The organism is Escherichia sp. WS1450 (assembly GCF_046487395.1).
Classification (GTDB): domain Bacteria; phylum Pseudomonadota; class Gammaproteobacteria; order Enterobacterales; family Enterobacteriaceae; genus Escherichia; species Escherichia coli.
Window position 1 is genome coordinate 1 of the sequence record NZ_JBJQJO010000017.1, and the last position, 23,637, is coordinate 23,637.

The following is a 23,637-nucleotide window of genomic DNA, read 5'->3' on the forward strand; positions in this document are numbered from 1 at the left end:
TTACAATAGCGTCAGGCCTCACCATTATAACGGAGGGCTGACGCCGGAAGAGTCAGAGAACAGATACCATTTTTACTGTAAAACCGTGGCCAGTATTACTTGACCACTACAGTTGATTACTATGCGCCGGCGTTCCGCTTTGAAGACGAAGATGATAATCCGTGGATCCCTTATCGCCAGATGAGTGAAACACCATTGCCAGAAAATCATTTACTGGATGCGCGGTTACGTAAAGAAAAAGAAGATGCAATTAATCAGATAAATCATGTCCGTAACGTACTACAACAAATCAAACAAGAGGCAAACCATCTTCTGAACCACTAATAAGTTTTAACTCATACGCAGTTAATAAAACCATTCGATATGAATGGTCGGTATCTTATTGCCTTTAAAACAGTGATTTTAAAAATCGCTTAGGGGATGTTATGCTCACGAAAAAGAAATGGGCGTTATTTAGTCTATTAACATTGTGTGGCGGTACAATTTATAAATTACCGTCGCTGAAAGATGCGTTTTATATCCCGATGCAGGAATATTTCCATTTGACCAATGGTCAAATTGGTAATGCTATGTCGGTAAACTCATTTGTCACGACAGTGGGCTTTTTTCTGTCTATTTATTTTGCCGATAAACTACCGCGCAGATACACCATGTCATTCTCACTCATTGCGACAGGATTACTGGGTGTTTATTTGACGACAATGCCGGGGTATTGGGGCATCCTCTTTGTCTGGGCGCTATTTGGCGTTACTTGCGACATGATGAACTGGCCGGTCTTGCTCAAGTCGGTAAGTCGATTGGGCAATAGCGAACAACAAGGTCGGTTGTTTGGCTTCTTCGAAACAGGGCGTGGCATTGTCGATACCGTGGTGGCATTTTCTGCGTTGGCAGTATTTACCTGGTTTGGCAGTGGCTTATTGGGTTTTAAAGCAGGCATCTGGTTCTATTCCCTTATTGTGATTGCCGTAGGCATTATCATTTTCTTTGTTCTGAATGACAAAGAAGAGGCACCGTCCGTTGAGGTGAAAAAAGAAGACGGAGCATCGAAAAACACCAGTATGACCTCGGTGCTGAAAGACAAAACTATCTGGCTTATCGCTTTCAACGTCTTCTTCGTTTACGCGGTTTACTGTGGCCTGACATTCTTCATTCCATTCCTGAAAAACATCTATCTATTGCCCGTTGCGCTGGTGGGGGCTTACGGCATCATTAACCAATACTGTCTGAAAATGATTGGTGGACCGATTGGTGGCATGATTTCAGATAAGATCCTGAAATCGCCGAGTAAATATCTATGCTACACCTTTATCATCAGTACCGCTGCGCTCGTACTGTTGATTATGCTGCCGCACGAAAGTATGCCGGTATATTTAGGGATGGCATGTACGCTGGGCTTTGGCGCGATAGTCTTTACACAGCGAGCCGTATTTTTTGCACCTATCGGCGAAGCAAAAATTGCTGAAAATAAAACAGGCGCGGCGATGGCGTTGGGTAGCTTTATTGGTTACGCCCCGGCGATGTTCTGCTTCAGTCTGTATGGCTACATTCTGGATTTAAATCCGGGGATTATTGGCTACAAAATCGTGTTTGGCATTATGGCCTGCTTCGCATTCTGTGGTGCGGTGGTTTCCGTAATGCTGGTTAAGCGTATTAGCCAACGTAAGAAAGAGATGCTGGCGGCTGAAGCTTAATTAATGGCCGGATGTGCTTAATCCGGCCAACGAAAACCGTATCAACCGTAGGCCGGATAAGGCGTTTACGCCGCATCCGGCAGTTTCACATCAGAAGAAATACTTCGTCCCGATACGAATCTGGTTTTGCTCGCGGTGGTACGGTTCGACATTACGATCTAACCAGCGTAATTCGAAATAAGGCAGCCAGTGTTCATTAATGCGATAACGGAAGGTGTTAGTGATTTCCCAGTGATGATCTTTTCCATTGCTGCTATTAAAGTCATTTACTCGCATGAAGTAATGTGGTTCAAATGTATAGGAGAATTTCTCGGTGATTTTAAAATTCCAGTAGGTGCCAACTTCATAGGTGTCGTTATTATCCAATTCGCCGTTCAAATCTGTAGAGCTGTAATTATTATGGTTATAGCGATTACGCACCGTCAGGTTAAACCACGGAGTAAATTTGTAGTTAACATCCAGATAAACGGCACCACCCGAACCGATACTCTTGTCATTAATTAAGCCACCGGGCTGGATGGTTAATTTATCGGTTGGTTTAAATAAAGGATACCAACCTTCAATTTCATTATAGCCATGTTTGAGTTCATCTTCTCGCTGAAAGGTGTAGGTATTGGTTAACATAATACCCGCGCCCATATCGAAGTTATAACCCACGCGTAGCATAACTTCGCCCTGATCGGAGGCGAGATTATATGCCTCCCTGTTTTCGACGTATGCGCCAGCAAATACCGAGGCAGAGGTCAGAGAGGATAATAGAATTATTGCATTAATCTTTTTCATAATAAGTCCATTTTTAAACGTAGGGAGGCCGCCACCCACCAGGATGGAAATAGCGGCTATTGACATTTATAACGTTACGGAAGCCGTTTTTTCTTCTGTCGCCATCTCTTTATTTTTGCGTTGGTTGATTTCCTCAATAATCAATGCAAACCGTTTTTCATTGAGTGTGTAAAAGAATCCCATCGTTAATGCAGCAATAATTGCCAGCGCACAAGGCCAGATAAAAATGAGCTGACGCAAACCCTGTAATGTCGCATCACTTTGCGCGATGTTGGGAACATAACCGATTTGCGTCAGCATAATGCCTGGCAAGAAGCCAGCAAGTGCGGCAGAAATTTTACGAAAGAAGGTATAACCGGTATAAACAGAACCTTCGGCACGAATACCGGTTTTCCATTCACCGTAATCTACGGTATCTGGTACCAGCGCCCAGTTCAGGCTGTTCACAAAGGCCGTGCCAAAAAAGGCGACACAAGAGAACATGACGAAAGTGAAAGAGTTACTTCCCCAGAAATAATTCAGGATATCACCAACCGCCCATAGCACCATGCCAGCTAAATAAACCTGTTTTTTACCAAAACATTTTACAGTTAATGGCACCAGTAATACGCCGACGAGGATACATCCCATACTGAAAAATCCCATCCACGACAATAAATTAATATCATTCAGCACATATTGGGTGTAATAGACCTGAATCGCCAGTTTGATATTAAATGCCGCCAGGGTACACAGGTTAGCAATGCACAAAACCAGCAATGGCGGATTACGAAATATCGCGCAAAAAGATTTGAGAATACTGGCTTTATGTCCGGTTGGCGTCGTGTCCACATAATGCTCTTTGACGCCTCTGTAGCACAGCATCATAAAAATAAAGCCACCAATGGAGAACATCAGTGCCGCGCAGGCATAACCGACGGTGGAGTCAGAAAAAAGCGACTGCAACGGAATAAACGCCACGGTACAAATCAATAGCCCTATGGTTGCACCACCCTGGCGGTAAGCCGCGAGCTGCGCGCGCTCATTGGGGTTTTTGGTAATTGCCGGGATCATCGCACCATACGAGCAGTTCATCAGACTGTATGAAAGTCCAAACATCATAAACAGTGCTGTGGCAATCGTCGTTTTAACCGGCAAACTAAAGGTGGTGGCGATAAACTGGAGCGTTGCAATTAACGCCGCCGGAACCGCTGCGTATAAAATAAACGGCCTGAACTTTCCTTTAGGCCCAATATTTTTCCGCGAATCGAGTAAAAATCCGGTGAGCATATCGGTAAACGCGGTAAAAAACTTCGCCACCAGAAAGATAATCCCGCCATAGTAAGCAGGCATCCCTAATTCATCGGTATAAAATTTGAGGAGATACAGAGTACCGATGCAGAGCATTAAATTCGAACCGACGTCGCCCATACCATAGGCGATTTTTTCCCGCAGATTCAGTCTTAATGTCAGTGGATTATGGTCAGACATAATCACTCCTTATAACGCCCCGCAGGGCGTTGTTTATTATAATTACGCCGTGCGTTTACGGGCTTCTATCTCTTCAACAATGCGGACGTACATCTTCTCGTTCAGACTGTAGAAGCAACCCATCGCCACAATGGTGACTACTGCCAGTGCGCTTGGGTAGATGAAGATCAGCTGGCGCAACCCTTCAATGGTGTGGTCAGCCTGTGCGACGTTCGGCACATAGCCGATTTGCGTCAGCATCCAGCCGGGGAAGAAACCAGCCAGCGCCTGAGAAACTTTGCGAAAGAAGGTGAAACCGGTGTAGACCGTCCCTTCCGAACGCACGCCGGTGCGCCATTCGCCATATTCCACGGTGTCGGAAACCAGCGCCCAGTTCAGGCTGTTAACAAACGCTGAGCCGAAGAATGCCAGGCAGGAGAACGTCACGAAGCTGACCGAACCGCCGCCAAAGAAATAGTTGAGCAGATCGCCAAGCACCCAAATCAGCAGGCCGCCGATATAGACCTTCTTCTTACCAAAACGTCTGACTGCGCCAGGCATCAGGAACACGCCGATGAAAATACAGCCCATGCTGAAAAATCCCATATATGACAACAGGATGGGATCGTTAAGCACGTACTGGGTGTAATAAACCTGAATGGCGAGCTTGACGTTAAACGCCCCTAAGGTGCAGAGGTTAGCAATACACAGAATGAACAGCGGGCGGTTACCGGCAATTGCGCGGAATGATTGCAACAGGCCAGGCTTTTGCGCCGGATTAGCAGGTTGGGTTTCGACATAACGCTCTTTCACGCCCGAGTAGCAGATCCACATAAACAGCAGGCCGAACAGTGAAAACAGCGTGGCGGCGAAGATATAGCCAAGTTGCTGATTCCCCTCGATAAGATTCATCACTGGTACGAATCCCACCGTACACAGCAGCAGGCCCAGCGTAGCGCCGCCCTGACGCCATGCCGCCAGTGAGGCGCGTTCGTTGGGGTTTTTGGTGATAGCGGGGACCATTGCGCCGTAGGAGCAGTTCATCATGCTGAAAAACAGTCCGTAAAGCATAAACAGAATAGTGGCCATCACCGTTTTACCGGTGACATCAAACGGTGTGCCGACAAAGTTGGCGATCGCCAGTAAGGTGACCGGGAATGACGCATACAGAATAAAAGGACGGAACTTACCTTTTGGACCGATCTTGCGTCGGGAATCCAACATGATGCCGGTTCCCATATCGGTAAAGGCGGTAAAGAATTTCGAGATCAAAAAGATAATGCCGCCATAGGTACCAGGTAGCCCCAGAACGTCGGTATAAAACTTCAAAAGATAAAGCGTACCAATATCCAGCAGGATGTTAGAGGCCAGATCGCCGATACCGTAAGAGAGTTTCTCTTTAAAGGGCAGGCGTAAAGTTGCTGGATCTTCCGTTGTGATGTGACTCATCGATGTTCTCCCTTTGCCCATGAGTTTCCCCACGGGCGGATGTGATTAGATGCTTTTTAACGACGCGAACAGTGCCGCCCATTCGCTATCGGCGCGATAAAAGACCGGCGGCTTGCCGATGGGCGCATTAACGGTAACTTCCCCGCCCCGGAACGCTTCACCCGTCCAGACGTGAACCCAGTTATCCTCCGGCAGATAGAGCGTCCAGTCGCTACGGCCTTCTTCATGCACCGGAGCGACCAGAATGTCGCGACCTAACAGGTACTGATATTTCAGGGTGTAAGTGTGCGCATCGTCTTCGTAATGCAGGAACAGCGGGCGCATGACCGGCAGACCGGACTTCGCATTCAGCGCGACGGCCTCTTTCAGATAAGGTTTCAGGGTGGTGAAGACGGTGGTCATACGGGCGAAATGGGCGATGGTTTCCGCGTCGCCGTCAAACTGCCAGTTGTCGCCAGGACGGTTACCTTCGTGGGTGCGCATCATCGGCGTGAAGGCGCTGAAATCGCACCAGCGCAGCAGCAGCTCTTTGCTGCGCTTCATCTCAAACAGGGTGGTGTAACCGCCAATGTCGCTGTGATGCAGGCCATGTCCGGTCATTGCCAGCGACAGCGCCGCCGGGACAACCGACGCCAGGCCATCGTCGAGACTCCAGTCGACGTTCTGGTCGCCCGCCCACATCATGGTGGAGTATTTCTGGCTACCGGTAGAACCGGCGCGCATAAAGAAAAGGATCTCGCCAAGCTTGCCCGTTTCTTCAAGGGCTTCGTAGTTACATTTCGCCCACAGTGCGGGCCAGGCGTTATGCATAATTTCCGCGCTGACGCCGTTATGCAGGTAAGTGTCGGTGGGCAGATACTCGCCGAAGTCAGCCATCCAGCCGCCGCAGCCGAGTTCAATCATGTTCTTTTTGATCACTTCCTTGAACCAGGCGTAGGCTTCCGGATTAGTGAGATCGACAACGCCGCCGTAAAACTCGCCAAACTCCACCAGATAGTCACCGCCAGAGGCATCTTTTGCCAGATAGCCGTGTTGTGCCGCTTCTTCGCAGAGATCTTTATCGCTGGCTACATACGGGTTGATATAGGCCAGGAACTGCACGCCCTCCTGGTTCCACTGCTTAATACGTGAGTCCAGTTGCGGGTAGTTTTCGCTGTTCCACTTCCAGTTCCACATTACGCGTTTGCCAAAAGAGGTCATACGGATCCCAGACCAGTCCTGCGCCCAGATGCCGTTGACCTTCACGCCCGCGTTACGCATGGTGTCCAGTTTCTTCTGGCACACTTCCGTCCCGCCCTGAATGCCGAGCGTTACCCCGTCATAAATCCAGTCGGGCAGTTCTGGCTGGCGTCCCAGCAGGGCAGTTAATTTTTCCAGCAGGGAGATATATGTGTCAGCGCATTCAAAACGTAGCGTAGCTTTGTCTTCCCACAGCGCCAGTTCATGGTATTCCGGGGCGCTAAAGTCGAAGTTCATGTAGCAACTGTTATCAACATGGCAGTAATACTTCTGCGTGCTGACAAACGTAGGCTGTGGGAAGAAAGTCCAGTAATAGTCGCCGCCCGCATTTTCTTTGCAGTCGGCCTGCCAGGTGACATAGGTTTGTTTGTTGCGACCAACGCCTTGTTCACTGGTCCATAGCGGGAACGGTTTGCCGCGCAGATCGAAGTAGGAAAACTGTTCGCCGCAGCCGTAGATATGGTCCTCTGGTTGAGCGGCAAGGCGCAGCCAGATGCGGTTGTGGTTAAGGTTGTCGTTTTGTAGTTCCAGCAATAAACGGCCCTGATCGTCGGCAGAGATATTCAGCGTGGCGCTAATGTCAGAACCACGGCTGAAATGGATTAACCAACCATCCGGTGACTGGCTGACGATGGCGTCGGTAAGCGCAATTTTCTCCTGTAGTTTATCTTTAATGCTGAAATTGCCGCGGAACATATCGATATCCGCAATACCTGAACCAATCCATAAACAAGGATTATCTTTGCTATGGGTTAAAATAAGACGCTGTTGAAAATGTAGGATAAAACTGTCGTTATTCTGATGAAACTGAAAATCTGGTAATTGTGGGCGTGGCGTATCCATAAATAATCTCCATAGAGTATAAAGCTAATATTTCATGCCATCCTGTTGTTACAGGTTTCATTAATTAAAAAATGTGTGCGGGTATAAATTAAAACCCGCATAAGTGATTATTTACTTTCTTCAGCCCGGCGGATTGCCGCCACTTTTTTACCAAATGCCAGTTGCAGTATAACTAACAAGGTAAAAGGAGGCAGAAGCGCGGCAGCAGCGGGAATTCCCAGCGCGCCTTTTATCAACATAGAACCGGAGGCAATCAGCAACAAAAAGACCATCACACGGAACACTTTGACTGAAATGCGTTTATGCACATATTGTCCAACCAGTGAACCGAGGATCATGGTGGGAATACAAAACAGCACCAGTTTAAAGATAGAAACAGTCAAAATTCCGCTGGTCGCCAGCCCGCCGATCACCGCGATGTTGTTTGCGGTGAAGAAAGCGTTCAGAGTGCCACGAAATGCCGCCGGGCCTAAGTTACGCAGCATACCGTAGATAACCATCGGCGGTCCGTTGGTTGAGAACGCCGCGCCTAATGCGCCAGCTACTGCGCCTATAGGTGCGGCGATCCAGTTACGGTCATAAATCGGCAGGCGTGGAATAAACATACTATAAAACGAGTAGAGGATAAGGAATCCGCCTAAGCCCACTTTCATAAAATGGTCGGGTAAATATGACAGCGCATATAAACCGACGGGTATTCCCAGAAACGAGAAAATAATCAGTACCATTGCCGATCGCCAATCCGTTTCTTTACGTGACAGCCAGGTGGCGTACAAGGCGGTCGCGGTGCCGACAATCACCGAGAGCGGAGTTGCCATTTTTACGGGGAGCATTAACGTGACGAGCGGCATAGTGGTTAAACCACCGCCAAATCCCGCGCATATCCCCACAAAGGTATAAAGAAACATTAACGCGATAACGATACATACCACGCTTGTTTCCACCATGGCCCCATCCGGCGAAAATAACGTAAAAAAGTCCATAATATTTCCTGTTGTGTAAATACAACCCTAAACAATGATCTCGTTCTTTTCTTAATAAAATTAATTGTGCTGCCCGTGAATATTAAAAAACAGGCGGTGCGTTTTTCCTGGTTCCAGTAATAATAAGTCGATACCTGAATTAAAGGCGTTAGGCGGGCAACTCATAGGTTCAACTGCCAGTCCCTGACGCTGTAATTTTTCACCGCTATAAACCTGCACCCAGGGTTGATCGGAACAGAGGCTCACCGAAAGCAAATGCTGTGGATGGGTAATGGTCATTTCCCACAGGTCATTAGCGGTTTTAAAGGTATGGTCTATTTTTGTCGCGGCTATTTTTGTCGCCCGCGTGAAATTTAAATTCAGCTCATCAACGTGGTGAAGCGTTGTCGGATTTGCGTGCTCATCGACGGCATAAACCTGTTCTGCCGGAAGCTGGATAAGATAGTCATCAACAGATGTTAAGTTGCAGGTTAAATAAGGATGAATACCCACACCATAAGGTGCGGTCACAGTACCAATATTCTGGCTTGCGATCTCAACGGAAAGGCCCGTGCGAGCGTTGAGCGAATAAACAACCTGCGAAGCCAGCATAAATGGATAGCCGTAACTGGGCGGCAGAAAAGCTGTCAGGGTAACGCTGGTGGCGGTTAATTCGCTAATTTGCCAGTCACGCCAGGCAAGCAGCCCGTGAATAGCGGCTTTTGAACTATGTTCATTAATGGGTAACTGATAGTCCTGCCCCTGATAGCGGTAACAGCCGTTGGCGATCCGGTTCGGCCACGGAATAAGCACTTTACCCAGATGCGCCAGCGGCATCTCTTCGGGTTTGTGCGGGATGACTAAATGACAACCCTGAAAGGTTAATTCAGCCAGACCAGCACCAACCGTCACGATAGTCGCGTGATAATCCCCCGCGGCAAGTGAAACGGTTTGTCCACTGCAATGCATGTTGGTGATTTGCATACGAGGCACCTTTATTGAATAACGACATACCCGGCATGTAGCCTGATATGCCGTTATTTCAGCTCAGTTATTTCGCGTTAACGTCCAGCAGGCCTGCGGCAACAGCCGGTGCCAGACCAGGGGCTAACGGGATACGCGGGATCACCAGGCAATGCAGCAGGTGATAAATATCCTGTTTACCGTCCCAGACTTTGGTTGTGACCTTATTGTCCGCGTCCAGCTCCTGCCACCATGAACCATTTTCATAGTCCATCAGATACTTAATGCAGTAGTCCCACCATGTCTGATACCAGGTTTCGTACTGGCGATCGCCGGTGACGGTGTAGAGCGCGTAAGCCGTACCCATCGCCTCGACGATAGGCCAACGCACACGTTCGCGGACCACCGGTTTGCCTTCCCAGTCAACGGTATAAACAATCCCGTCCGCGCCATCGGGTGCCCAGGCATCGCGCACGGTGGCGTTAAACAGACCTTTGGCATCTTCTAGCAGCCAGGCAGGCGGCTGTTCGCAGCGGGCTTCAAGTGCGGCGTGGATGTGCAGCATTAAACGGCCCCATTCGATCCAGTGGCCCGGAGTACCTCCGAACGCGCGGAAGCGGTGCGCCGGGTTATCTTTGTTGTAATCCGGCAGCGGATTCCACTGGGTATCGAAGTGTTCGTTAACGCGGTAATGATTATTTCTGGCGACGTCGTGGATAATCACGGAAGCCACGCGAATGGCGCGATCCAGCCATTTTTTGTCGTGCGTTACGTCATAAACAATCAGGAAGGCTTCCACCGCGTGCATGTTGGCATTGCCGCCGCGGTACTCTTCGGTTTTGCTGAAGGCTTCGTCCCACGACTCCAGGCACATCTGCTCTTCTTCACTCCAGAAATATTTTTCAATAATTTCAATGGTGTAATCGAGCAGCTTGCGTGCTTCCGGGTGACCGGTAGTGACGGCACTGGCGGCACCCAGCAGAGCAAAGAAGTGTTGATAGCCTTGTTTGGAGGCATCCACCACGCCCTCGTCATTCACACAGGCATACCAGCCGCCATATTTTTTATCGCGCAGTGCGCCGTTCATGGCTTTGATACCGTGATCAACCAACGAGTAAGCGCCAGGTCGACCCATCGCCGCAGCAACGGAATAAACGTGCAACATACGAGCGGTGATCCACAGATGGGTGCCCATCTCTTCTTTGATTTGCCCTTTATTGCCTAACCAGCCAAATCCGGTCGGTACTACGGAATTTTTACCAAAATCAAAGATGCGGTCGGTTTCCTGTTCCAGCCAACGGTTGTGACTTAAGGTGTTAAACCATTTCATTTTTGTATCCCCATCTTAGCGGCGTTTAGCCATCATTTCGTCGACGATATCGCCAAGTTGTTGTAATTTCGGTGCGCAAACGTCACGCAGCATCAGCTCGTTGTCTGGTAAACCGACGACCGATGCCCAGACGGCACGACCAGCCAGGAAGCCCGATGCACCCGCTGTCATTGCCACGCGTACGGCACGCGGGAACAGTTTTTCGTCGACACCGGAAGAAAGTATCACCCACGGCATATTGATATGGTCATTCAGACGTTGTGAAGCACTGAGAAGCTCTTGTTGCGGACCTTTACCGTAAAGCGGCATTTCAACTTTGTAGAGGTCAGCGCCACTGTCGCCCAGCTCTTTGGCAGCATCGATGATCGCTTGTTCGCGATCGAATTTATCGCCACGACGTGGTGGGCGAACAACCGGCTCAATGATGCTCACCAGACCGTTTGAATGGCACAGTTCGTTGAACTCTTTCACCATATTCAGGCGTTGCTGCGCATCTTCATCGCTACGCCACAGCACCAGCAGTTTTAAGGCTTTGCCACCGTCTTGTTTGATTTGTAGCGGATTGATTTTGCGGTCAATGACCACGCTATCTACCGGAATACCGTTGCCAGGAATGAACTCATCGGCGGCGACAATCATGGCGCAACTTTTGGCAATCGCGTTTTGCTCAACCACCTGGCGGTAACAGAATTGCTGATCCACCAGAATCGCCGAGGCATAAGGCGAGAGGGCCTTTGCAGCGTTAACTTTGAAATCAGTTAAAACGCTATCGGCTACTGGAGCGGGTGCCCCAGCCGCGGCAAACATCATGCGCATGGCTTCGCGTTGATCGACCGCCAGCATGGCAAAACCGCCCGATGCGCGTGTAATGTCGTTGATGGTGTACTTATTCATTCATTTATTCCTTTATCCAGTCGTTACATTTTTACTTTGGCAGTCATCCCGGCACTGACACGGACCTGTTCCAGAATGGCGGACCAGTCCTGGCGACCGCGACCCGCTGCGCGCGCCTGGCTATAAACCTCCCGTGAGGCGGCCCCCAGCGGCATTGGCACATGCAGCTGGTTGGCGACATCAAGGGCGATACCAAGATCCTTATGGGCAAGATCGATCATGAAGGCGGGAGAAAGATCCCCGCTGAGGACTTTGTTTGGCCAGGAAGTGGTGAAGTGGCCTTTACCGGCGGCGGTGCCGCTCATCACCTTGACGGCAACATCGAAGGGAAGATTCAGGGCTTCGCACAAAACAGCGGCTTCTGCCGAAAGCGCATTGAGCGCGATGCTCATGTAGTTGTTGATGAGCTTAACGCGGATCCCCATGCCCGGACCGCCCGCGTTGATCAACTCACTGCCCATCGCCATCAGGATCGGTGTGGCGCGTTCAACTTGTTCAGCGGTGCCGCCAGCCAGCAGTAACAGAGTACCGGTAATGGCATTTGCAGAAGTACGGCCTACCGGAACATCCATCATGCTGAAGCCTTTGGCTTGCATATCGGCAATCAATTTATCGGTTTGCAGCGGATGGATGGTCGACATATCGATGACCAGCGCATCGGTAGATAAGCTTTCGCAAACGCCGTTTTCACCGAACAACACGCTGCGCACCAGATCGCCATTCGGCAACATGGTAATGATAAATTCGGCATCTTTAGCGGCCTGCGCCGGGTTGGCGGCGGGAGTCGCACCTTTGTCTACCAGATGCCGCACAGCTTCGGCGTTCACATCAAAGACGCGAAGTTGATGCCCTTGCTGCAATAAATTGCTCGCCATTGGCGAACCCATTTGTCCTAAACCGATAAACGCGATTGCTGCCATAACCCTCTCCTGAATACAGTGATGTCACTTTTTGTCATTTATGACATATTTTGCTTGTCTGTTTTTGATCGTATTTGTAATTTATCGTCAAAAAATTGACAGCCGTCACTTTTTAAACAATTGGTGAAATTAAAATGAACGCATCCCAAAATGCTTAAGGAATGACCATGATTCGTGTTGCTTGTGTAGGTATTACCGTGATGGATCGTATTTATTACGTGGAAGGATTACCGACGGAGAGCGGTAAATACGTGGCGAGAAATTATACGGAAGTTGGTGGCGGGCCAGCGGCGACGGCAGCGGTTGCGGCGGCAAGGCTGGGGGCGCAGGTCGATTTTATTGGTCGCGTCGGTGATGACGACACGGGCAACAGCCTGCTGGCAGAGCTGGAATCCTGGGGCGTTAACACCCGTTACACCAAACGGTATAACCAGGCGAAATCTTCGCAATCCGCCATCATGGTGGATGCCAAAGGCGAGCGGATAATCATTAACTACCCCAGCCCGGACCTGCTACCTGACGCAGAGTGGTTGGAGGAAATTGATTTCTCTCAGTGGGATGTTGTGCTGGCAGATGTACGCTGGCACGACGGTGCTAAAAAAGCCTTCACTCTGGCCCGGCAGGCGGGCGTGATGACCGTTCTGGACGGGGACATTACGCCGCAGGACATCAGCGAGCTGGTGGCATTAAGCGATCACGCGGCCTTTTCAGAACCGGGTCTGGCGCGCTTAACGGGCGTGAAAGAGATGGCCAGTGCGCTAAAACAGGCACAAACGCTCACAAATGGTCATGTCTATGTGACCCAGGGCAGCGCAGGCTGTGACTGGCTGGAAAATGGCGGACGTCAACATCAACCGGCCTTCAAAGTTGATGTGGTAGATACCACCGGTGCGGGTGATGTTTTTCACGGCGCATTGGCGGTGGCGCTGGCAACAGATGGGGATTTAGCGGAGTCAGTCCGCTTCGCCAGCGGTGTAGCGGCGTTGAAATGCACGCGTCCCGGTGGACGAGCCGGGATCCCTGACTGTGATCAAACCCGATCTTTTTTGTCACTTTTTGTATAAAATGCCCGGGTGATGGTTTTTCGAGGAATTTTCATGAGCCTTACCGAACTAACCGGTAACCCGCGGCACGACCAACTCCTCATGCTGATCGCCGAGCGTGGGTATATGAATATTGATGAGCTGGCAAATCTGCTGGATGTCTCCACGCAGACGGTCCGCCGGGATATTCGTAAATTAAGCGAGCAAGGACTGATTACGCGCCATCACGGTGGCGCGGGTCGGGCTTCCAGCGTCGTTAATACGGCGTTCGAGCAGCGTGAGGTTTCGCAAACCGAAGAAAAAAAAGCGATTGCCGAAGCGGTGGCAGATTATATTCCTGATGGTTCAACAATATTTATCACCATTGGTACGACCGTTGAGCATGTTGCCCGGGCGTTACTTAACCACAATCATTTGCGGATAATCACCAACAGCCTGCGTGTGGCGCATATTCTTTACCACAACCCGCGCTTTGAAGTGATGGTGCCCGGCGGTACGTTGCGCTCTCATAATAGCGGGATCATTGGCCCTTCAGCGGCGTCCTTTGTGGCTGATTTTCGTGCTGATTATCTGGTAACAAGCGTTGGGGCGATTGAGAGCGATGGCGCGTTGATGGAGTTTGATGTTAACGAAGCTAACGTGGTGAAAACGATGATGGCGCACGCGAGAAATATCCTGCTGGTCGCCGATCACACTAAGTATCATGCTTCGGCGGCGGTTGAAATTGGTAACGTGGCACAGGTTACCGCGCTCTTTACCGACGAGCTGCCGCCCGCTGCGCTAAAATCACGCTTACAAGACAGCCAAATTGAAATCATCCTTCCCCAGGAAGACGCGTAGAATTTTGTGACCGTTGACCTTGCTTCATACCTGACCACATAGCCAAACCCATCCTTTCCCGCTACAGTTAATTTCTTGTGGCGCGAAAGGAGGCAAAAATGCTCTATATCTTTGATTTAGGTAATGTGATTGTCGATATCGACTTTAACCGTGTGCTGGGAGCCTGGAGCGATTTAACGCGTGTTCCACTGGCTACGCTTAAGAAGAGTTTCCACATGGGCGAGGCGTTTCATCAGCATGAGCGTGGGGAAATTAGCGACGAAGCGTTCGCAGAGGCGCTGTGTCATGAGATGGCTCTACCGCTAAGCTACGAGCAGTTCTCTCACGGCTGGCAGGCGGTGTTTGTTGCGCTGCGCCCGGAAGTGATCGCCATCATGCATAAACTGCGTGAGCAGGGGCATCGCGTGGTGGTGCTTTCCAATACTAACCGCCTGCATACTACCTTCTGGCCGGAGGAATACCCGGAAATTCGTGATGCTGCTGACCATATCTATCTGTCGCAAGATCTGGGGATGCGCAAACCTGAAGCACGAATTTACCAGCATGTTTTGCAGGCGGAAGGTTTTTCACCCAGCGATACGGTCTTTTTCGACGATAACGCCGATAATATAGAAGGAGCTAATCAGCTAGGCATTACCAGTATTCTGGTGAAAGATAAAACCACCATCCCGGACTATTTCGCGAAGGTGTTATGCTAAAAACCATTCAGGACAAAGCCAGGCACCGTACCCGTCCACTATGGGCCTGGCTAAAACTACTCTGGCAACGCATTGATGAGGACAACATGACAACCCTGGCAGGTAACCTTGCCTATGTGTCGTTGCTCTCATTAGTGCCGCTGGTTGCCGTTGTTTTTGCGCTTTTCGCCGCTTTTCCCATGTTTTCCGACGTCAGCATTCAGTTGCGTCACTTTATTTTTGCCAACTTTCTGCCTGCTACTGGCGATGTTATTCAGCGGTATATCGAACAATTTGTTGCCAATTCCAACAAGATGACCGCCGTTGGCGCGTGCGGGCTGATCGTCACCGCGTTATTGTTGATGTACTCCATCGATAGCGCGTTGAATACCATCTGGCGCAGTAAACGAGCGCGACCAAAAATTTACTCGTTTGCCGTGTACTGGATGATTTTAACGCTGGGGCCGCTGCTGGCAGGGGCCAGTCTGGCGATCAGTTCCTATTTGCTCTCCCTGCGCTGGGCGAGCGATCTCAATACTGTCATCGACAACGTGCTGCGTATTTTTCCGCTGCTGTTGTCGTGGATCTCCTTCTGGTTGCTGTACAGCATTGTTCCTACCATCCGCGTACCTAACCGCGACGCGATTGTCGGCGCGTTTGTCGCTGCACTCCTGTTCGAAGCAGGAAAGAAAGGTTTCGCGCTTTATATCACCATGTTCCCGTCATATCAGCTCATTTACGGCGTGCTGGCGGTGATCCCCATTCTCTTTGTCTGGGTCTACTGGACATGGTGTATCGTCTTGCTTGGCGCGGAAATTACTGTCACTCTCGGGGAATACCGCAAATTAAAACAAGCAGCTGAACAAGAAGAAGACGACGAACCATGATTGCATTAATTCAACGCGTAACCCGTGCCAGCGTCACCGTGGAGGGAGAAGTGACGGGCGAAATTGGCGCGGGACTTTTGGTGTTATTGGGTGTCGAAAAGGATGACGACGAACAGAAAGCAAACCGTCTGTGCGAGCGTGTGCTCGGCTATCGCATCTTTAGCGATGCCGAAGGCAAGATGAACCTCAACGTGCAACAGGCGGGCGGCAGTGTGCTGGTGGTTTCCCAGTTTACCCTCGCCGCAGATACCGAACGGGGGATGCGTCCAAGTTTCTCCAAAGGTGCATCACCGGATCGCGCAGAGGCGTTATATGACTATTTCGTCGAACGCTGCCGTCAGCAAGAGATGAACACGCAAACAGGACGCTTCGCTGCCGATATGCAGGTATCGCTGGTCAATGATGGCCCCGTGACATTCTGGTTGCAGGTATGAGCCAGCTTCCAGGGTTGTCACGGGAAACAAGAGAGAGTATCGCTATGTATCACCTTCGGGTTCCACAAACAGAAGAAGAATTAGAGCGTTACTATCAGTTTCGCTGGGAAATGTTGCGTAAGCCCCTGCATCAACCAAAAGGTTCGGAACGCGACGCGTGGGATGCGATGGCGCATCACCAGATGGTCGTCGACGAGCAGGGTAATCTGGTGGCGGTAGGCCGACTGTATATTAATGCCGACAATGAAGCGTCCATTCGCTTTATGGCCGTTCATCCCGACGTGCAGGACAAAGGGTTAGGAACGCTGATGGCGATGACCCTGGAGTCGGTGGCGCGTCAGGAAGGCGTTAAGCGCGTGACCTGTAGCGCCCGTGAAGACGCGGTGGAGTTTTTCGCCAAGCTGGGGTTTGTCAATCAAGGGGAGATCACCACGCCAACCACCACGCCGATTCGCCATTTTTTGATGATAAAACCTGTCGCCACTCTGGATGACATTCTGCATCGCGGCGACTGGTGCGCGCAGCTGCAACAGGCGTGGTACGAACATATCCCGCTAAGTGAAAAAATGGGCGTGCGCATTCAGCAATATACCGGGCAAAAATTTATCACCACCATGCCGGAAACCGGCAATCAGAATCCGCACCACACGTTGTTTGCCGGGAGTTTATTCTCACTGGCGACGCTCACCGGTTGGGGGCTTATCTGGCTGATGCTGCGTGAACGGCACCTCGGCGGAACGATTATTCTTGCGGATGCGCATATCCGCTACAGCAAGCCGATTAGCGGTAAACCTCATGCGGTAGCCGACCTCGGTGCCTTAAGCGGCGATCTCGACCGTCTGGCGCGCGGGCGCAAAGCGCGGGTACAAATGCAGGTCGAAATCTTTGGCGACGAGACGCTGGGTGCAGTGTTTGAAGGCACGTATATCGTTCTGCCCGCGAAGCCATTTGGCCCGTATGAAGAGGGCGGGAACGAAGAAGAGTAGCTGATGGAGAGGGGCGGTGCTGCCTCTCTCATTCTTTCAGGTCATTTACTTCAGTCTCTGACTATTCCGGTTATATTGAATAAGAACTCTATAAATTTTTATTCTTCGTTGGCACCATACGTGTCTTGCTACATCACTGTTCAGGAGCATTTAAATATTATTTGTAGAGCTGAGTGGCAATTATCGCTGATAATGCTTAATTCATCATCTTAGTTCATGTTTGAGCGATTTTTGATAGTCAAAACCCCCTCTGGTGCCATACTTTTCTCATAAATATTTTTAAAATCTATAGCTAACAAACATTATGCAAAGATAATGGATTGGCGTCATTGTCAGTATCATTCATTTACTGCTTCTGGATGTTGTAAATAATTATGTGGCATGTTTGCTCTTAAACCGTAGGAAGGAGGCTGTAATGGTTGCCAATATTAATCTCATTAAACAAGAAAGTTATTCTATTGTTAATTTAGAAAAACAACTAATGAGTAATGAATCACCGAAGCAAACGCTATTAAATGATTTTTCACATCGCCTTAAAATGGAAGGTGAGGAGCAACTGTGCGATTGTGTTAACGAACTTAAACTCGGGTTGTCGAGTAATAATAAATATGACCTGTTTAAAAATAAAGAAACCTCACTGTGGAAACGCAAAGTACCAGAAAGTGCAGCGCTGGCAATGACGGGAACAGTATATAAATTATTTGGTAGTCGCTTACTCAACGCCCGCAATCAGTTAGATAAAAATCTCCTCGAAATGGCTATGCAAATGGTTTATGGCAAAGATATGGTGACAAAGTCCGGGGATATATTGATTGATATACAATTAAATAAGGATGGCAGCCTCCAGAGTAAGCACTACACATTTGATGTAGGTGAAGTTATAAACAGTTATAATATTGACCTCTTTGTGAATGCTTCGAGTATTAATCAAACTTACTTACATGATAAAAATCCTGGTGACGTTATTAGCCTGTATGGCACTTTAGATAACATTCCTCTTGTAGTTAAGGAATGCACGGGTAAAAATCATCAAATTAACGTTAAAGCCAAATTGCCACAAGAACGAAGTGAAAAAGTTGAGGATATGTGTGAAAGAATGAGAGGTGGCATCTCTATGTTTAACCACACTACAAAAACAGCTGGTAATATAGAGCATAATTTGCAGCTAAGTTTTCTCGTGGATTCACGACCGTCGATCACAAATAAATACTCAGCCAAAGATGTAGGGGAAGATATACTTGCATTGCCCGTCAACGTATATCATGCAGATTTTAAAATTAAAATCAATAACGCAGTAGAGAAGGCTTCGTCAATTGTGTTATGTGCTGTGCAAAAAAATCTCCATGCAGCAAGGAAGGTTCTTAGCGGGATAATAGGAAATGTGCCAAAAAATAATAAACCAAAAACAATCATTTTTGATTTACGTTTTCTTAGTGCAATTAAGCAGAAAGTTTTTTTGGGCAGTGAAAAACCGTTGTTTGTAAAGCATACCGCAATGATGAGGGAGGCATGTAAGGAATTACCGCAGTCAGTGGAATATGTTCCTTTAGCCTGTGAAGCGCATAGCCATCGCAGCGTCGCCCTTGCCAAAACCGTAGCTGCGCCCATCATGGCGACAGGCGTGGGATCGGCTTTAATGTATGCAACATCATCAGGACCGTATTATGCGCAAAGTCTTTCTGGTTCTCCGGATATCGAGATGATAAAAAATCGCATGGCTCAATTGTTTACCCAGTTGGATGCTTCTGTGCGCAACAAATATCGCCCGGCTTTTGATAAATGGAATGAGCTGGTAGATAAATTAAATCACGAAAGAAATACAGTTCCGTTTGCGTGTTTGACCACCATTTTATCGACGGCGATAAATGAAACTCCTGAGGGGGATACGAATGTTGCCGTTGTGATGGGGTGTAAATCTGCGAAAGATCGCACGATATCCATTGTCCTTGGCAACTCGATGTTGCAAACACTCTTTGAAAAACGCCTCGCCGATGATGGAGAAATAGAAAATCTTTTTGATCAACAGGGATATTTTAACTGCGATTCATTAACAGCCAAAGAATTAATGATGTTAAAAGACCTTTTTGATATTCGAGTTCTTCATCTCTCTAACAAATTTAATGTTGGGTTGCAAGGTAATATCAACACGGATGTTTTACAAGATTCGTTTTTTAAAAATGTCGATTTCATTCATGAATCTAGCTCGTATACCGTAGGGATGGGAGTCTGACGGGTAAAACTCATTAGGATTATCAGAATTCGGACAATGCATTGCAAAAATGACATTCAAAGAGAGATGTGTGCAGGCGCTTAGCCGCGAGGGGCATAGCGAAGCCATACAGAAAGCACTAGCATTCAGAACTCCTGTGAAAGCGGCATAGTGGCCGCCTGTGCAGGAGTTTTGCTATGACCCGTATCGTGCTGACCGTTGCCACCCTATGATGCGATTAAAAAAACTCATCGTCGCGCCGATGATTGACGACAATGCTAGCGGATGATGTCAGGGGTGTTCCGGAAGGAATTCCTTGTTTCCCGAACTGTTACCCACAAAATTATAACGACGAGCAAGTAAAGACCGGTTGGTGGCAGCATTGAACGGTCTGTGATGGATGTTAAATTTCACCTTAAATCCTGGTGCTGTTAGGATGCTGACGTTTTTCGGGTACACCATTCAGATTATGCAAATAAAGATCCAATCAAAAAATAAATATCCCTGAATATAATATATTCATAGCACCCATAACTCATCTTGGGCGATAACTAAACCATTTTTGAGTAATAAATGAAACAACTGCAACGCTCTTATTATTTCTGGAAAACGCCTCGCAAAAACAAAACAACATGCAAAAATCCGCTTTTTTTAAATGATTTTCCGGCGTAATTTTCGCACATACATTAATGAGTAATATATGTAAGGTGGTGGTAATGGCGATGAATACGGTTTTTCTTCATTTATCAGAAGAGGCAATTAAACGGCTGAACAAGCTTCGGGGCTGGCGTAAGGTTTCACGATCTGCAATTTTACGCGAAGCGGTAGAGCAATATCTGGAGCGTCAGCAATTCCCGGTGCGTAAAGCAAAGGGTGGCAGGCAAAAGGGGGAGGTAGTTGGTGTTGATGATCAGTGTAAGGAGCATAAGGAATGACAAAAATTTTTCATTCTTGAATATAAAAAAACAGATGCCCTTATTCTGGTATTAATACAAGGCTGTTTTACTTGAACTTATAATAACTGCAACTGTTACATCATATCTGGAAAACGCCTCGCAAAAATAAAAAATGATGCGTAAATGAGCTTTCTTTAAAGATTCGGCAAGGGTACTTTTCTCTCCATAGATTCAAAAATGATATTGGCGAGATATTTATGAACTCTCTGGCAGGTATAGATATGGGCAGAATTTTACTCGATTTATCGAATGAGTTGTTTAAGCAACTTGATGATCTCGAGGTGCAGCGTAATCTTCCTCGTGCGGAGCTATTACGGGAAGCGGTAGATCAATACCTGGTAAATCAATCGCAAACAGCAAGAGCCAGTGCTTTTGGCATCTGGCAAGGGAGTGAGGAAGATGGTGTCGAATACCAGCGTAAGCTGCGCGAGGAATGGTAATGGCAAAAAGATTTGGCTATTTGATATCGATATTGTTATCGATTTGTTCAGTGTGAAAATTGAGGCAAAACAGGCACTGGCAGCATAGCTTGAGGTGGTAACGCGGAATAAGAGAGATGGTGTCGTCACACCCTATGAACTGTAATCCGGGCGACCTGCGCCACCCGGAAAACGTCAGAGATTACTCCCCTTCACCCGGGAACAGGAACGGGTTGATGGAACTGCGGGCGTAGCCTTCTTGCTCCATTCGCGCGTCCAGTACCAGAGAGGCGAGGTCATCTGCCACGGCTTCAACTTTCGGTTCTTTTTCCTGATAAAGAATCTTCAGGTAAGTGCCGCAGTCATCGCAGCTTTCGGCTTTAATCGCGGCCTGTTCGTCATCCAGCGACCAGTAATGCAGTTTGCCGCTCTGTTCACAGTTGCTGCATTTTACGCGCACCACGTGCCATTCGGTTTCACACAGGTTGCAGTGCAGGTAACGCAGCCCCTGAGTGGTGCCAATTTGCACCATGCTGGACACCGGCATAGAGCCACATACCGGGCAATATTGACGTTGTTCGCCGTATTCAGCGCGGGCTTTGCCGGGGATCAGATTAGCCATCTGCGCCCAGTAGAGCGACAGCGCAGCCCAGATAAACGGCGCTTTATCGCTACTGACGGATGAGAAATCAGAGGCAAACAGTGCGCTGGCCATATCTTCCAGCTCCTGGGTCGATGCCTTCTCCAGATTCTCAATCACTGCCAGCGCCGGGCCGCTCATTTCAGGTTTCAGCTCAGCAATCAGCGCCATCAGCAGCTTTTGCCAGTGCTTATCACGCGGCAGAACGTGAATATCCAGCGGGGGCTTGCCCTGTGCGCTGGCTTCTTTAATGCGTGCAGTCAGATCCATCTCCAGCGGATGGTCGTACAGCACCACTTCCTGGGCGTGGGCGATAAGCGCAGCAAAGCGCAGGTAATCACCCAGCGGATTATTTTCTGCCAGCTCGCGCAGACGCTCGGCGCGGCGGTTGTATAAATTCTTGAGCCGAGGGAACAATAACGGCGGAATCATATCCGCCGTACGTTTCTCGCTCGAACCCAGCTCATCTTGCGGGATTATGCGAATACTCATTCAGCTTTCTTTTCCGTTGTCTTGCGGACCTCACGGTACCAGCGCGGGTGATGTTTCTTCGCCCAGGCGCTGGTAACCCATCCTTCCACCATGGCGGTAATCGTGCCTTTTACCCAAAGGGCGGCGTAGATATGCACCATGATAACCACAATTAACGCCACTGCGGCAAATGAATGCAGCATTAACGCGAATCGGATCACCGGGATTGAGAAAGCAGGCGCAAAATAAGGACGCCAGATAATCACGCCGCTCACCAGCAGCAGAACCAGGAAAATAATCGCCGCCCAGAAAACGCATTTCTGACCGAAGTTATAACGCCCGGTGTCACCTACTTCCTCGTTGACGACGATCTTACGAATATTCTTCGCCCAAAAGATATCATCCCGATTGATTAGGTTGTGATGCCAGTAACGGAAAAACATGATGATGAACGAGGCAAACATAACCACGCCGACAAACGGGTGCAGAATTCGCGCCAGCTGCGGTGTGCCCATGATTTGCATCAACCAGTTGAAGGACGGGAACAAAAAGCCAAGCCCGCTCACCGCCGCCAGGATGAAGCAGAAGGCGGTGATCCAGTGGTTGATACGTTCCGGCGCGGTGTAGCGCACGATGGTGTCACGTCGTTTCATTTGCGCTCCTCGTCTTTCTCTTCGTGCAGATTATTCTCTTCCTCATCCGCACGGTTCGGACCGACACCCACGTAGTGGAAGATACTGGCTGCGAAGGTAGCCGCAAAGCCAACAGCTGCGAGCGGTTTCCAGATGCCTTTCCAGAATTTCACGGTTTCGCTGATTTCCGGGTTCTCCGGCAAGCCATGATACAGATTTGGCTTGTCAGCATGGTGCAGCACGTACATAACGTGTGTACCACCAACGCCTGCCGGATCGTACAGACCCGCATTGTCGTAACCGCGAGTTTTCAGCTCCGCCACGCGCTCGCTCGCCAGCGTTTTCATCGACTCTTTCGTACCGAAGTGAATCGCGCCCGTTGGGCAGGTCTTCACGCAGGCCGGTTCTTGCCCAACCACCACGCGGTCAACGCACAGCGTACATTTGTAGACGCGGTTGTCTTCCGGGTTGAGGCGCGGAATGTCGAACGGACAGCCCGCAATGCAATAACCGCAGCCGATGCACTGCTCGGACTGGAAGTCGACGATACCGTTGGCATACTGAATAATTGCTCCTTCCGCCGGGCACGCTTTCAGGCAGCCTGGATCGGAACAGTGCATACAGCCGTCTTTGCGGATCAGCCATTCCAGTTTGTCGTTCTGTTCCACTTCCGAGAAGCGCATCACCGTCCACGATTTGGCACTTAAATCATTGGGGTTGTCGTACACCCCAATGTTATTGCCGACGGTATCGCGAATGTCGTTCCACTCTGAACACGCCACCTGACAGGCTTTACAGCCGATACAGGTGGTGACGTCGATGAGTTTCGCCACTTCTTCCTGGAAGTCCCGCGCCTGAGGCGCGGGGGTCAGACCGTTAGTCGCGGAACGACGAATGATATCTTGAGATTGATAAGCCAT

The 23,637-nt window shown here is 49.2% G+C and carries 22 protein-coding genes and 2 pseudogenes; 12 read left to right on the forward strand and 12 right to left on the reverse strand.

What is annotated here, in order from left to right:
- Positions 1-93: 93 nt before the first annotated feature.
- Both ACJHYR_RS18295 and ACJHYR_RS18300 read left to right on the forward strand, forming a co-directional pair.
- Positions 94-324: pseudogene (locus tag ACJHYR_RS18295) on the forward strand (hypothetical protein); the annotation flags it as partial.
- Positions 325-425: 101 nt separating this feature from the next.
- On the forward strand, positions 426-1,691 hold the full coding sequence (locus tag ACJHYR_RS18300; protein ID WP_000956312.1) for an MFS transporter: 1,266 nt from the start codon (positions 426-428) through the stop codon (positions 1,689-1,691).
- A gap of 90 nt (positions 1,692-1,781) precedes the next feature.
- Here ACJHYR_RS18300 and ompL read toward each other — a convergent pair whose 3' ends face one another.
- The 9 genes from ompL to yihU all read right to left on the reverse strand — a co-directional run bounded on the left by ompL (position 1,782) and on the right by yihU (position 12,523).
- Positions 1,782-2,474 carry a porin OmpL gene (ompL, locus tag ACJHYR_RS18305; RefSeq protein WP_001309878.1) on the reverse strand — a complete coding sequence of 231 codons (693 nt, stop codon included), beginning with the start codon at positions 2,472-2,474 and terminating at the stop codon, positions 1,782-1,784.
- A 66-nt stretch (positions 2,475-2,540) separates the two neighbouring features.
- Positions 2,541-3,944 carry an MFS transporter gene (locus ACJHYR_RS18310; protein WP_001521793.1) on the reverse strand — a complete coding sequence of 468 codons (1,404 nt, stop codon included), beginning with the start codon at positions 3,942-3,944 and terminating at the stop codon, positions 2,541-2,543.
- Between the two features lie 42 nt (positions 3,945-3,986).
- The gene (locus tag ACJHYR_RS18315) at positions 3,987-5,372 is read right to left on the reverse strand and encodes an MFS transporter (protein WP_001590955.1); all 1,386 of its coding nucleotides are present in this window, start codon (positions 5,370-5,372) and stop codon (positions 3,987-3,989) included.
- A gap of 45 nt (positions 5,373-5,417) precedes the next feature.
- Complete coding sequence (yihQ, locus tag ACJHYR_RS18320) at positions 5,418-7,454, reverse strand: sulfoquinovosidase (protein WP_059327827.1); 2,037 nt, start codon at positions 7,452-7,454, stop codon at positions 5,418-5,420.
- Between the two features lie 107 nt (positions 7,455-7,561).
- Positions 7,562-8,437, reverse strand: a complete 876-nt coding sequence (locus ACJHYR_RS18325; protein WP_000345433.1) for a sulfite exporter TauE/SafE family protein — start codon at positions 8,435-8,437, stop codon at positions 7,562-7,564.
- A gap of 60 nt (positions 8,438-8,497) precedes the next feature.
- Entirely contained in the window at positions 8,498-9,400 is a 903-nt protein-coding gene (locus ACJHYR_RS18330) for an aldose-1-epimerase (protein WP_059327826.1), read from the reverse strand.
- Positions 9,401-9,467: 67 nt separating this feature from the next.
- Entirely contained in the window at positions 9,468-10,709 is a 1,242-nt protein-coding gene (gene yihS / locus ACJHYR_RS18335; RefSeq protein WP_000870914.1) for a sulfoquinovose isomerase, read from the reverse strand.
- A gap of 15 nt (positions 10,710-10,724) precedes the next feature.
- The gene (yihT, locus tag ACJHYR_RS18340) at positions 10,725-11,603 is read right to left on the reverse strand and encodes a sulfofructosephosphate aldolase (protein ID WP_042002952.1); all 879 of its coding nucleotides are present in this window, start codon (positions 11,601-11,603) and stop codon (positions 10,725-10,727) included.
- A gap of 23 nt (positions 11,604-11,626) precedes the next feature.
- A complete protein-coding gene (gene yihU, locus ACJHYR_RS18345; protein WP_000718901.1) occupies positions 11,627-12,523 on the reverse strand; it encodes a sulfolactaldehyde 3-reductase in 897 nt (298 codons plus the stop codon).
- Positions 12,524-12,690: 167 nt separating this feature from the next.
- Here yihU and yihV point away from each other — a divergent pair, with 167 nt between their 5' ends.
- The 10 genes and pseudogenes from yihV to ACJHYR_RS18395 all read left to right on the forward strand — a co-directional run bounded on the left by yihV (position 12,691) and on the right by ACJHYR_RS18395 (position 20,995).
- Positions 12,691-13,587: a sulfofructose kinase gene (gene yihV / locus ACJHYR_RS18350; protein WP_000621642.1), complete on the forward strand. Its 897-nt coding sequence runs from the start codon at positions 12,691-12,693 to the stop codon at positions 13,585-13,587.
- A gap of 33 nt (positions 13,588-13,620) precedes the next feature.
- Entirely contained in the window at positions 13,621-14,406 is a 786-nt protein-coding gene (locus tag ACJHYR_RS18355; protein ID WP_000059678.1) for a DeoR/GlpR family DNA-binding transcription regulator, read from the forward strand.
- Positions 14,407-14,504: 98 nt separating this feature from the next.
- A complete protein-coding gene (yihX, locus tag ACJHYR_RS18360) occupies positions 14,505-15,104 on the forward strand; it encodes a glucose-1-phosphatase (protein ID WP_001315111.1) in 600 nt (199 codons plus the stop codon).
- Entirely contained in the window at positions 15,098-15,970 is an 873-nt protein-coding gene (locus tag ACJHYR_RS18365; RefSeq protein WP_000920762.1) for a virulence factor BrkB family protein, read from the forward strand. Before yihX ends, ACJHYR_RS18365 begins: the two co-directional genes overlap by 7 nt.
- On the forward strand, positions 15,967-16,404 hold the full coding sequence (dtd, locus tag ACJHYR_RS18370; RefSeq protein ID WP_000560983.1) for a D-aminoacyl-tRNA deacylase: 438 nt from the start codon (positions 15,967-15,969) through the stop codon (positions 16,402-16,404). The genes ACJHYR_RS18365 and dtd overlap by 4 nt, the downstream gene beginning before the upstream one ends.
- A gap of 44 nt (positions 16,405-16,448) precedes the next feature.
- Entirely contained in the window at positions 16,449-17,390 is a 942-nt protein-coding gene (fabY, locus tag ACJHYR_RS18375) for a fatty acid biosynthesis protein FabY (RefSeq protein WP_001377153.1), read from the forward strand.
- Between the two features lie 415 nt (positions 17,391-17,805).
- Positions 17,806-18,693, forward strand: a pseudogene (locus ACJHYR_RS18380) (hypothetical protein); the annotation flags it as partial.
- A 12-nt stretch (positions 18,694-18,705) separates the two neighbouring features.
- Positions 18,706-19,620 carry a transposase gene (locus ACJHYR_RS18385; protein ID WP_077688679.1) on the forward strand — a complete coding sequence of 305 codons (915 nt, stop codon included), beginning with the start codon at positions 18,706-18,708 and terminating at the stop codon, positions 19,618-19,620.
- A gap of 695 nt (positions 19,621-20,315) precedes the next feature.
- Positions 20,316-20,534, forward strand: coding sequence for a CopG family transcriptional regulator (locus ACJHYR_RS18390; RefSeq protein ID WP_001295676.1), 219 nt, complete (start codon positions 20,316-20,318; stop codon positions 20,532-20,534).
- Between the two features lie 218 nt (positions 20,535-20,752).
- Positions 20,753-20,995, forward strand: coding sequence for a CopG family transcriptional regulator (locus ACJHYR_RS18395; RefSeq protein ID WP_001086386.1), 243 nt, complete (start codon positions 20,753-20,755; stop codon positions 20,993-20,995).
- A 181-nt stretch (positions 20,996-21,176) separates the two neighbouring features.
- Here ACJHYR_RS18395 and fdhE read toward each other — a convergent pair whose 3' ends face one another.
- The 3 genes from fdhE to fdoH are packed head-to-tail and all read right to left on the reverse strand — an operon-like array spanning position 21,177 to position 23,637.
- Positions 21,177-22,106, reverse strand: coding sequence for a formate dehydrogenase accessory protein FdhE (gene fdhE, locus ACJHYR_RS18400; protein ID WP_000027708.1), 930 nt, complete (start codon positions 22,104-22,106; stop codon positions 21,177-21,179).
- Positions 22,103-22,738, reverse strand: a complete 636-nt coding sequence (fdoI, locus tag ACJHYR_RS18405; RefSeq protein WP_000829013.1) for a formate dehydrogenase cytochrome b556 subunit — start codon at positions 22,736-22,738, stop codon at positions 22,103-22,105. The genes fdhE and fdoI overlap by 4 nt, the downstream gene beginning before the upstream one ends.
- Complete coding sequence (gene fdoH, locus ACJHYR_RS18410; RefSeq protein ID WP_000331377.1) at positions 22,735-23,637, reverse strand: formate dehydrogenase O subunit beta; 903 nt, start codon at positions 23,635-23,637, stop codon at positions 22,735-22,737. Before fdoH ends, fdoI begins: the two co-directional genes overlap by 4 nt.